At 59.2% G+C, this 9,600-nt stretch carries 10 protein-coding genes, 1 tRNA gene and 1 pseudogene; 11 read left to right on the forward strand and 1 reads right to left on the reverse strand.

What is annotated here, in order from left to right; genetic code table 11:
- Positions 1–104 precede the first annotated feature (104 nt).
- From HV770_RS33560 to HV770_RS33575, 4 genes are all read left to right on the forward strand, one after another.
- Entirely contained in the window at positions 105–635 is a 531-nt protein-coding gene (locus HV770_RS33560; protein ID WP_175165773.1) for a GNAT family N-acetyltransferase, read from the forward strand.
- A 111-nt stretch (positions 636–746) separates the two neighbouring features.
- Complete coding sequence (locus HV770_RS33565; protein ID WP_175165774.1) at positions 747–1,268, forward strand: GNAT family N-acetyltransferase; 522 nt, start codon at positions 747–749, stop codon at positions 1,266–1,268.
- 381 nt (positions 1,269–1,649) lie between these two features.
- On the forward strand, positions 1,650–2,225 hold the full coding sequence (locus HV770_RS33570; RefSeq protein ID WP_175165790.1) for a HisS family protein: 576 nt from the start codon (positions 1,650–1,652) through the stop codon (positions 2,223–2,225).
- Between the two features lie 1,127 nt (positions 2,226–3,352).
- Positions 3,353–3,541, forward strand: coding sequence for a hypothetical protein (locus HV770_RS33575; protein ID WP_175165775.1), 189 nt, complete (start codon positions 3,353–3,355; stop codon positions 3,539–3,541).
- A 91-nt stretch (positions 3,542–3,632) separates the two neighbouring features.
- On the opposite strand, the pseudogene HV770_RS33580 reads toward HV770_RS33575, so the two are convergent.
- Positions 3,633–3,812: pseudogene (locus tag HV770_RS33580) on the reverse strand (hypothetical protein); the annotation flags it as partial.
- 53 nt (positions 3,813–3,865) lie between these two features.
- On the opposite strand from HV770_RS33580, the gene HV770_RS33585 reads away from it, so the two are divergent.
- The 7 genes from HV770_RS33585 to HV770_RS33615 all read left to right on the forward strand — a co-directional run bounded on the left by HV770_RS33585 (position 3,866) and on the right by HV770_RS33615 (position 9,533).
- The gene (locus HV770_RS33585) at positions 3,866–4,042 is read left to right on the forward strand and encodes a hypothetical protein (RefSeq protein ID WP_175165776.1); all 177 of its coding nucleotides are present in this window, start codon (positions 3,866–3,868) and stop codon (positions 4,040–4,042) included.
- Between the two features lie 14 nt (positions 4,043–4,056).
- Positions 4,057–4,500, forward strand: a complete 444-nt coding sequence (locus HV770_RS33590) for an Hsp20/alpha crystallin family protein (RefSeq protein WP_175165777.1) — start codon at positions 4,057–4,059, stop codon at positions 4,498–4,500.
- 28 nt (positions 4,501–4,528) lie between these two features.
- Positions 4,529–4,936, forward strand: a complete 408-nt coding sequence (locus tag HV770_RS33595) for an Hsp20/alpha crystallin family protein (protein WP_175165778.1) — start codon at positions 4,529–4,531, stop codon at positions 4,934–4,936.
- A gap of 298 nt (positions 4,937–5,234) precedes the next feature.
- On the forward strand, positions 5,235–5,798 hold the full coding sequence (locus HV770_RS33600; protein ID WP_175165779.1) for an Hsp20/alpha crystallin family protein: 564 nt from the start codon (positions 5,235–5,237) through the stop codon (positions 5,796–5,798).
- Between the two features lie 48 nt (positions 5,799–5,846).
- Positions 5,847–5,919, forward strand: a tRNA-Lys gene (locus HV770_RS33605).
- A gap of 223 nt (positions 5,920–6,142) precedes the next feature.
- Positions 6,143–7,264, forward strand: a complete 1,122-nt coding sequence (locus tag HV770_RS33610; RefSeq protein ID WP_175165780.1) for a sensor histidine kinase — start codon at positions 6,143–6,145, stop codon at positions 7,262–7,264.
- Between the two features lie 625 nt (positions 7,265–7,889).
- The gene (locus HV770_RS33615) at positions 7,890–9,533 is read left to right on the forward strand and encodes a methyl-accepting chemotaxis protein (protein WP_175165791.1); all 1,644 of its coding nucleotides are present in this window, start codon (positions 7,890–7,892) and stop codon (positions 9,531–9,533) included.
- The last annotated feature ends 67 nt before the right edge of the window (positions 9,534–9,600 follow it).

Below are 9,600 nucleotides of genomic sequence, written 5' to 3' on the forward strand. Positions count from 1 at the left end.
ACCCTTTTGCATGCGGCGGCAGGCGCCCCATGAAGCGACGTCCCACGCGTTTCTGATTCGTCGACAATTGGTGAATATAAACGAACCTCGACGGAGAACTTGAGATGCTGCTGCCGACAGAAATTCAGATTGAATCAACCCGGCTCCTGATCAAACCGTTCTCGGCCAGCGACGCCGATGCGACGTTTTCATGCATCACCCCATCGCTCACCCGTCACATGGCATGGGAGCCACCGGCATCCCGGCATGATTTTGACGATGTTTGGCGGTCCTGGATACCGTCGATAGCCGATGGGTCAGACTATGTATTCGCACTGCGTCAACGCGCTGACGGGAGTTTCCTTGGGTTGGCCGGACTTCACCGCGTACATACCGCGAGCCCGGAACTCGGCATCTGGATTCGTGAAGATCGTCATCGAAATGGCTTTGGTCGTGAAGCTGTAACTCTAGTTGCGCGCTGGGCAACGCGAACCATTGGCTCTGAAAGCTTTACCTATCCGGTTGCCGAAGAGAACCGCCCCAGTCGGCGCATCGCCGAGTCGTTGGGAGGCGTCATTGTGGAAAGCCGCATGACACCGAAGTACAAGTCCGTCGTCTACCGAATTCCTCGCCAGGCAGTGACGAACGACGTATAGGTGGTTCGGTTCGGACTTCACATCGACCTCCGTCGGCACAAGCGGTCATGAACGGTCTTCGTTAGATCGGCGAGACAATCCAGATCCTGCATGCCCCTCCAACAAACGACTATGAGTAACATTCAACTAAGACGCGCGACCCGTGCCGACGCCGCCGATCTGATTGCTGCAAATTTGGCAAATCGAGAATACCATTGGCCGTGGGTCACGGCATTCACGGATCAGGCTGGATTCGACGGCTGGTTTGCACGCGGACTGACCGGATCAAATGTCGGACTAGTTGCACGGGAAAATGTCTCGAATAAGGTGGTCGGTGTGATCAACCTCAACGAGATTGTTGCGGGCGCTTTTCAGAGTGCTTATCTCGGTTATTACGGGATGTCAGACTTCAGTCGAACCGGTCTAATGACAGAGGCGCTTCGAACGACCGTCATGTACGCCTTCGCCGAGCTTGGTTTGCATCGCCTTGAGGCGAATATCCAACCGGCAAACGTGGCATCAATCTCACTCGTGCGTCGCGTGGGCTTCAAACAGGAAGGCTTTTCACCGAGCTATCTCCGCATTGATGGAAAATGGCGCGACCATGAACGTTGGGCATTGCTCGCTGACGACGATGCCCCGGGAGCGACTTGACTGAGTTGGGCGCCTCGTGCCGGACGCGCGAAGGCTGTCGCCGGCCCCACGAACGGTTGGTCAACGCGGTCTCCTGAACCGGCAAGCCGAAACATAACGGTCTGTACACAAAACCAGTTTGTGTGTCAGTATTAGCAGCATGGAACTTCGTAACGTCACGAGCAAGTCTCACCACCATCACGGTTGCTATCCAATGCGCCGTGGTTCGTTACGTCCGTAGCAGGGAATCCGGGATCTCGTTCCTCCCTTTCCGTGCACAAACGACCAAGGCGCCTTAAGCGCCTTTTTTATTTTTTACACCGAAGAGGATTCTCATGACCATGATTCGCGGAACCCGTTTCATCGTTGGTAAGGAAGCCGCGCAAACACGCGCTCTAGAAAATCAGTTCCGGAGCTATCTTCATTAACGTTGGGGCAGAAGAGGCTATTGTTCCCGCTTTGTGGTCGCAGGATACGTTCATCCAAAAGGCTGGCGGCAGTGAAATCATCGGCCAAATGTGGGCCTTTCCCGATAAGAAGGGACGCGCCTGCTGCCTAATCCCGGAGGCAACTGCTCTTTTCCAGGAGCGGTGTATAGAGTTGTTGGGTCGCCAACAGGAACGGATGTTGTTTTATATCGCTCGATGCTATCGCTATGAACGACCGCAAGCCGGTCGGTATAGGGAATTCTCGCAACTGGGATTCGAGTACCTTTGCCCTGATCCGGAATTGGCGGTCAAACGTAGTCAGGAGATAGTGATTGGCTTCTTTGATTCACTTGGACTTGGCTATGAAATCGACGGCTCAGCTCGTAGAGGCCTCAGCTACTATCTCAACGGTCGGGGCTTCGAGATGCGCTGCACTGAACTCGGAGCGCAGCAGCAAGTGGTGGGCGGCGGGGCGTATCGGGAAGGTGCGGGCTTTGGAATCGGTGCGGAACGGCTGCTGTTGGCGATGGCAGCTCAAGGGCTCGTATAGCAATACGAAACGCGGGTAAAGGCTTGTGGTTGGGATCAATTGCAAGCCTCATATCGCGCTTGATACGCTTGCGCGTGAGAGCGGGGAAGGTCCGCTTCCCGCTCTCACGACCGTCCCTTGTGGGGGCGACTACGGAAGCACGAAGATTGCCGGGCTCGCGGCGATCGCCTGCGTCCCAGTTACTTCCCGCTACGACCAGCTAGAGACGTTCGCCTATGCTGTCGCGCGGACGATCGCAGGCATCGGCAGCATGAACTAATGGTGTGAAGTCGCAGGCGCGAGGCGTCATCTCAAGTCGCCGGATGCTTCGCTTTGTTCTTCACCTGCCCCACGCTTGCACGATGACGTTAATCGCCTGGTCCTCATCCGGCTATGTCGTCGCCCAGGAGATAACTGACACGCGCATGATGCACATTCCTCTCCATTCCGCGTCCGAGAAGAAAAAGCTGCCTTCTGTCGCCAATTGAGCAATGACATCCCTCGTCGCCTGCTCGGATTGCTCGGATACCTGAGTCGAGCCGAACCGGACGAGGAATTGATTGAGCTCTACTTTGTTGAGCACATGGATGCCCGGTTCGCTGGCTGGCGCGGATGACATTCCTTCGGAAAGCCGGCAATGCCGTTCGCCCGCGCACGCTACCTCGCTCCAGCAAAGTGCCGCGCGGGGATCGCCGGGACCATGCTGTCTGACTACCTAGGCGCACTGGCGCATCGGCGCGAGGCCTTGAGATCGAAAACGCCGCTCGCTGAAGCAGACACACTCCGGCTGTATGAAGCACTGGCTAACAATCCGCTCTCCGCGGAGCGACTCGCGAGGACGACAGGCACCGATCCGGTGGCAGTGCGCCAGTGAGTGGGGCGGCAGGTGGCGCACAGCCATCTTCAGTACGACGCGGCGCGTCAGCAATACTGGATGAGCGAACAGCAGGCGTCGGCAATCGGCCAAGAGCCAGGGCTGTGTTTTGTTCCCGACGCTTTCCAGATCTGGCGTCGCGCCAAGCCTTTCGCGCGGTGATGTGAAACACGGCGACTCGTACTCCGCGCGCCGTTTGAATCCGCGATCCGGCGATCGTGCGCCACCCTTCAGGCCTGCTAGACTGGACCTTTCTGAATTCGTGGAGGGGAACATGACGACACTCTACGTGGTGAAGACGGGCGAGAAGTTCCTATGCACGGCAGAGGACGGCGACATTGGCCTGGCGCCGGAGATTAAGGAAGCCATGTCGTTTCTCTCGTACGAGGAAGCGGAAACGGTGGCGAAAGAACACGCCGATCCCGGTTACGAGATTCTGGCGGTCAATGTTACGAAACGCTGATGTGGAATTCCCTTCCAGGCGCTTGGTAAGGCGCTTCGAGCTGCGGCGCGCCTAGGCGCTCGTCGGCTAACGTGGTGCCGACAGCAATCTAGTAAGCGGATTCCTGCCGGAACACCACTTCAACTAGCCGCGCCTGGGCGCTCATGTTGCTGTCGATCGACAGCAACATGAGTTCGACCGCCGTGCGCACCGTCTCGGTCGGGAAACCCTTCGCTGAACGCAACCGGATACGGTGACGCCCAAGAGTAAGCCAATCGTATTCGAATTCCATGGTGTCCTCGCAGGGTGTTGCACGGTGTCGTGAACCTAGGGTTGGCAATCCGAATGCAAGAACAAAAAGTTGCCATCGCCCCTTCAAATTTCCGTTTCCAGTCCTATCTTGAATATTGCTCGGGCAGTCGCGCTGGGAGATTTTGGCGCGCTGCGTGTTTCGATTTGTTTGCCGGCAGCCTGGCAGACGAACTGGAGCGCGTAGGCCGGTTCGTCTTCCTGCTGGTCTGAAGGAGGAAATGACCATGAGTGATCTCTATTCCGGGACCGACCTTTTCGGCGAACTCGACCGTCTGCAACGGCAGATGGCGAGCCTCTTCGGCGGCTTCCCGTCCAGCATCCGTTCCGGGCGCTCCGGTGCGTTCCCGCAGGTCAACATCGGTTCGACTGACGACTCGATCGAGATCGTCGCGTTCGCGCCAGGTATCGATCCGGCGAACCTTGATGTGTCGATTGACAAGGGACTGCTGACCATCAGCGGCGAGCGCCGGACCGCGCAGCCGGACGCGGCTGGCGACGACACGCGTATCTATGCGCAGGAGCGGTTCGTCGGCGCTTTCCGGCGCGTCATTGAACTGCCGCAGCACGCGGACCCCGACAACGTTAAGGCGCACTACACCAATGGCTGCCTGACCGTGAGTATCGGCAAGCGGGAAACATCGAAGCCGCGCGCCATCACCGTTCAATGAAACCCGTCGCAGAACTGAGGAGGACATCATGAACGACACCACAGAACTTGCCAGGAAAGACGAAAAGGCGGTGGCGCAGCGCGAAGACGAGCAGTCGCAACGCCGGCCCGCGCTAACGCCACCCGTGGACATCTTCGAGGACAGCCAGGGCGTCACCCTGTGGGCGGATCTGCCCGGCGTGACCAAGGACCGGCTCGACGTGAAGATGCATGACGGCAACCTGTACATCGAGGCCGAGGCGGTGGTGCCCACGCCGGAGGGGCTGCGTCTGCAGCATGCGGAAATCCGCGAACCCCGCTTTGCGCGGGCATTTTCGCTGGGTGCCGACTTCGATACGTCGAAAATCGACGCGAACCTGAAGGACGGCGTGCTGAAGCTGACGATACCGCGCCGCGACGAAGCCCGGCCGCGCCGGATCGAAGTGCGTACGAAATAAAGTCGGCAGTGGGCAGCAACGACAGGAAGAAAACCGGTGGCGGTCGTCTGGCCGCACCTTCGACTGCGGAGGCCCCGATGCAAAACGTCACACATGAATGCTGGCGCGGATGCACGCTCAGCATATGGGCGGTGCCGGTGCGTGAGCTCGTGCCGGTACGTGAGCTCAGGACGCGCCGCGGATCGCGAGGCGGCCGCGGCGGCGTTCCACAGACGCAGTCCGGAATGTCGAGGGCTGTCGCGGCTTCAGCGCAATGGCCGGAATCCGGTTCTCCGGCCGGACCGTCGAGGAGGATACGATGAACACGGACCCGAAAAAGTGGAATCCCTTCAAGTTCCTACGCGGGGCGGCCCGCAAGTCCGATGCGGACAGGCCGGAAAGCCCCCCGGCGAATGAACAGTGGCGTGCCCCGTGGCCTGACATTCCGCGGCTGTTCTCACGCGAACCGTGGCGTGCTGTGGAAGAGTTCTTCCATGACCCGTTTGCAGGCCGCGGCGCGCTCGAACGATGGTTTGGCGACTTCAGTTCATCGCGCTTCCAGCCGCGCATCGACGTCGTCGACGAAGGGAAGGTGTTGCGCGTGACCGCCGAGCTGCCCGGGATGGAGCGCGAAGATTTGAATGTGAGCGTCGAGGATGGGGCGATCGTGTTGCGCGGCGAGAAGAAACAGGACGTGCGCAGCGAGGAAGACGGCTGCTACCGGCTCGAGCGCGCCTATGGAAACTTCGTGCGCACGATCCCGATGCCGGAAAACGCCGACCCCGATCACGCCCTGGCAAAGTTCGACAACGGTGTGCTCACGTTGACCGTGCCAAAATCGGAGCCGGCGCGATCCACGGGTCGCACGATCGATATCGGCTAGGGCAAACCGTCGGGAAGTGCCCTGGTCGCGGCGGACATCGGGCGAGCCGGGCCGTTAGCTCAGCTGGTAGAGCAGCGGACTTTTAATCCGTTGGTCACTGGTTCGAATCCAGTACGGCCTACCCACTCGGCACGCTTGAGTCGGACTTTTCACGCGCGACAGGACTGCACGCCCGCTGTCCGGTCAGGGTTGCCGGATGAGCGCATCGCTCGAACGGCTGGTCGGCGATGAGGTCGGAAAGTACCACTCGAAGCAGCGTAAACCCGACGGGGTTGTATCACGAATTCCCGCGTAGGATAAATTCGACCAGAATGCCTCGGTGACCTCTTTCCACAGGAGCAGGCATGCGACTCGCTGATTTCATCTTACGAAACATGGAATCTATTGTGGCGCAGTGGGAGGCGTTTGCAGCCACGCTGGTTCCAGCTGCAGCCGGCATGGAATCGCTCGCCTTACGCGACCACGCGCAGCAGATTCTGGAAGCTGTGGCCAAGGACTTGCGGACTTCGCAAAGCCGGGACGCGCACCATCAGGAATCGTTGGGGCGAGCCCCGGTACCGGTCGATGCCCCGGAAACTGCGGCGCAAACGCATGCCATTCTGCGCGCGCGAGGCGGCTTCAATATCAAGCAACTGGTCGCCGAGTACCGCGCGCTGCGCGCCAGTGTGCTCCGTTTGTGGATGGACGACTGCCAACCCAACGCTCCTGATCTGGACGACGTCATCCGTTTCAATGAGGCCATCGATCAGGCGCTCGCCGAATCAGTCGGGTTTTTCAGCGAGCAAGTCGATCGAGCCCGCAATCTGTTCCTCGGGATGCTCGGGCACGACCTGCGCAGCCCGCTTCAGACGATTCAGGTGACGGCCTCCTATCTCGCCGCCCTGAATGCGGGGGAGCGCGTATCGGGAGCTGCAGCGCGGCTGATACGAAGCGGTGCCCGGATGCAATCGCTTCTTGATGACCTGTGTGATTTCAATCGGACCAGGCTGGGCTTCGGTATCAACGTCATTCCCGCCAGCGTTAATTTGGCGGACGTGTTCGCCGATGAGTTAGACCAGCTGCGCACAGTTCATCCGGACAGACAGATCGAGCTGGAATTGCACGGTAACGCTCAAGGCGTCTGGGACGGCCAGCGTCTGCAGCAATTGCTTGGCAACCTGGTCCTCAATGCGGACAGGTACGGAGCGCCTGACTCGCCGGTGCGCGTAGTGGTGACTGGCGACGAGGCGGAGGTTCGGGTCGAGGTCAGGAACAGCGGACCCGGCATCGAGAGGTCGCTACTGAAGCGCATCTTTGATCCCCTCCAGCGCGGTCCTGATCGTGAGAATGGACGAGACGGCGAGGGCAGTCTCGGACTCGGTTTGTATATCGCCAGAGAAATCGCCAAGGCCCATCACGGTACGATCGAAGCGCGGTCTGACGAGACGGAAACTGCGTTCACGGTACGTCTTCCGCGCAGTCCGTAGGTAGTAATTGATGTCCGTGCCGCGACGCGCATGCAACGAGGTCTCTGGATGTCCGCTTTTTCCTGAAGTTCGACGATGGCTTCACGCACTGAGTCAGTCCGTCAAGCGTTTCGAGGGGAAGTGCGAGGCTTCCGAGGAGAGGCGACCCCCGCTTCCTCAATGCATTCAGATAAACGGTCTCGGTCGCGTACAGCCGCCCGCATCCGCTGGCGGGTGTTTTGTTCCGTCTCGCCTGCCTTTTCTCAGTCATCGCCCCCGGCGTCGGAGAAAACGAAACAAACCGAAGCGTTGGTCGACAAAGCCGCGCGGTTGCGTGCAGTGCGCCTGCACCGACGAGGATCGCGACTTTGTCTCGAGTGGTCGCGTCTCGTTCCCAGGCTTTACCGCGCCCATAGGACCGAATTTCCCGCGCCGTTGCGGGACGCAGCCGAGGACGGCCAGGGTTCGTCCACTTGCAGCGGAGGCGCGCAGTAGAGCCGGCAATTCGCTCAACGAGGGTTTGTCTCTAGAAATATCGATGCCGTGGCGGTCGATAAACCGACTGGGTAATCGCGTTTTGCACCGATCTCGGTCTACGACAGCAACCGTGGCGATCATCAAGATACGATATGGACGGGGAGTGCGCATGCACCGATTCAGTTTCTCGCAAAAGCTCTGGCTGCCTCTGGTCGTCAGTCTGATAGCACTTCTCGCCGTGTCTGTCTCAGCGGCCTGGTTGTCCCGGCAGACCCGCATCGAAGAACGCAAAAACGATCTGGTGAATGTTGCGCACGTAGGGCTCAGCATCGTGGCGGAGTACGCCCTGCTTGCGAAAAGCGGCGCCCTCAGCGAAGCGGACGCGCGCCGGCAGGCGCTTGAACGGCTACAACATATACGCTATGGAGAGGACGGCTATTTTCTCGTGATCGATTCCAAGCCGCGCATGATCATGCACGCGATGAAACCTGCACTAGATGGTAAAGATCTCAGCGGCACGACCGATGTCGACGGCCGGCATCATTACGTGGAGTTTGCATCGAAGGCGCAGAGTCCAGAGGGCGGCTTTGTCGAGTACGTGTTTCCGCATCCGCACGACCCGTCCGCCGCCGCTGTCGGCAAGATTGGCTATGTAGTGCGGTACGCGCCGTGGGACTGGATTATCGCGACGGGTGCCTATGTGGACGATATCAATTCGGCGTTCAGGAAGTCCTTGTATCTCGTCGGGGGAATTTTCGGGGCACTCGCGGTGCTACTTTCGACGTTCTGCTTCTTTACTAACCGCAGCATCCAGCGCGCGATTGGTGGAGATCCTGCTTACGCGGCTCAAGTGGCGGACGATATTGCTGCGGGTAATCTCGACATCGTGATCAGGACCCGTCAGGGCGACAGTTCCAGTCTTTTACACACCATGCAAGCCATGCGCGATGCGCTCGCCCGCACGATTGCGGGCATCAAGGGCGCCGCGGACAAAGTGGCGACGGGTGCGAACGAAATCGCCGCCGGCAACGCGGATCTGTCCGCGCGCACAGAAAATCAGGCGGCGTCTCTCGAGGAAACGGCTGCAAGCATGGAACAGATGACCGCGATGGTCAGGCAGACGGCCGAGAACGCACAAATGGCGAGTCAACTGATGGCTGACGCAGAGGAAATCGTCAATCAGGGTGGTTCGATGGCTGGCGACGCGGTGTCGACGATGCATGAGGTGTCGAAGGAATCACAGCGGATGGTGGAGATCATCTCGGTGATCGAAGGAATTGCATTCCAGACTAATATTCTCGCGCTGAATGCTGCGGTAGAAGCCGCCCGGGCAGGTGAAGAGGGACGTGGTTTCGCCGTTGTTGCAGGTGAAGTTCGACTACTTGCTCAGCGCAGTGCCTCCGCAGCCAAAGAGATCCGGGCGCTGATCAACCGTACGGTGGAGGGAATTCATAGCGGTGCAGATCTCGTTGATAGCACGGGCGTGAAGATTCGCGCGGTGCAGGAAGCGATTTCGAGAGTTTCTGGTGTTGCGAGCGAGATAGCTTCCGCCGCGGCAGAGCAGAGTGCGGGTATCAACCAGGTGAACAATGCAGTCACACAGATGGATAGCACCACCCAACAGAACGCCGCGCTTGTCGAACAGGCTGCTGCGGTAGCACAAATATTGACCGAACAGGCGACACTACTGCAGTCGTCGATCAGCACGTTTCGTTTGCAGACAGCGCCAATCGAAGCGCATTCTTCGCGGGTTACCACCTCGAATCGGAGGGCGGTTTCAAGAGTGAAGCGCAACAGCGGGTTTAATGTTTAGAGCCTTGAGGTTGACTTGCTGAGGCAAGGGTCGCGGCGAAGACCTCGAATGGCGAATGGAAGGCATG

Origin of the sequence: Paraburkholderia fynbosensis (genome assembly GCF_902859935.1) — a bacterium.
GTDB lineage: Bacteria > Pseudomonadota > Gammaproteobacteria > Burkholderiales > Burkholderiaceae > Paraburkholderia > Paraburkholderia fynbosensis.

Excerpts from the sequence above, each read along its gene's own strand:
- HV770_RS33590 (WP_175165777.1), top strand. The coding sequence starts at position 4,057 with ATGAGTGATCTCTATTCCGGGACCGACCTTTTCGGCGAACTCGACCGT.
- HV770_RS33560 (WP_175165773.1), top strand. The coding sequence starts at position 105 with ATGCTGCTGCCGACAGAAATTCAGATTGAATCAACCCGGCTCCTGATC.
- HV770_RS33615 (WP_175165791.1), top strand. The coding sequence starts at position 7,890 with ATGCACCGATTCAGTTTCTCGCAAAAGCTCTGGCTGCCTCTGGTCGTC.
- HV770_RS33575 (WP_175165775.1), top strand. The coding sequence starts at position 3,353 with ATGACGACACTCTACGTGGTGAAGACGGGCGAGAAGTTCCTATGCACG.
- HV770_RS33585 (WP_175165776.1), top strand. The coding sequence starts at position 3,866 with ATGCAAGAACAAAAAGTTGCCATCGCCCCTTCAAATTTCCGTTTCCAG.
- HV770_RS33595 (WP_175165778.1), top strand. The coding sequence starts at position 4,529 with ATGAACGACACCACAGAACTTGCCAGGAAAGACGAAAAGGCGGTGGCG.
- HV770_RS33565 (WP_175165774.1), top strand. The coding sequence starts at position 747 with ATGAGTAACATTCAACTAAGACGCGCGACCCGTGCCGACGCCGCCGAT.
- HV770_RS33610 (WP_175165780.1), top strand. The coding sequence starts at position 6,143 with ATGCGACTCGCTGATTTCATCTTACGAAACATGGAATCTATTGTGGCG.
- HV770_RS33600 (WP_175165779.1), top strand. The coding sequence starts at position 5,235 with ATGAACACGGACCCGAAAAAGTGGAATCCCTTCAAGTTCCTACGCGGG.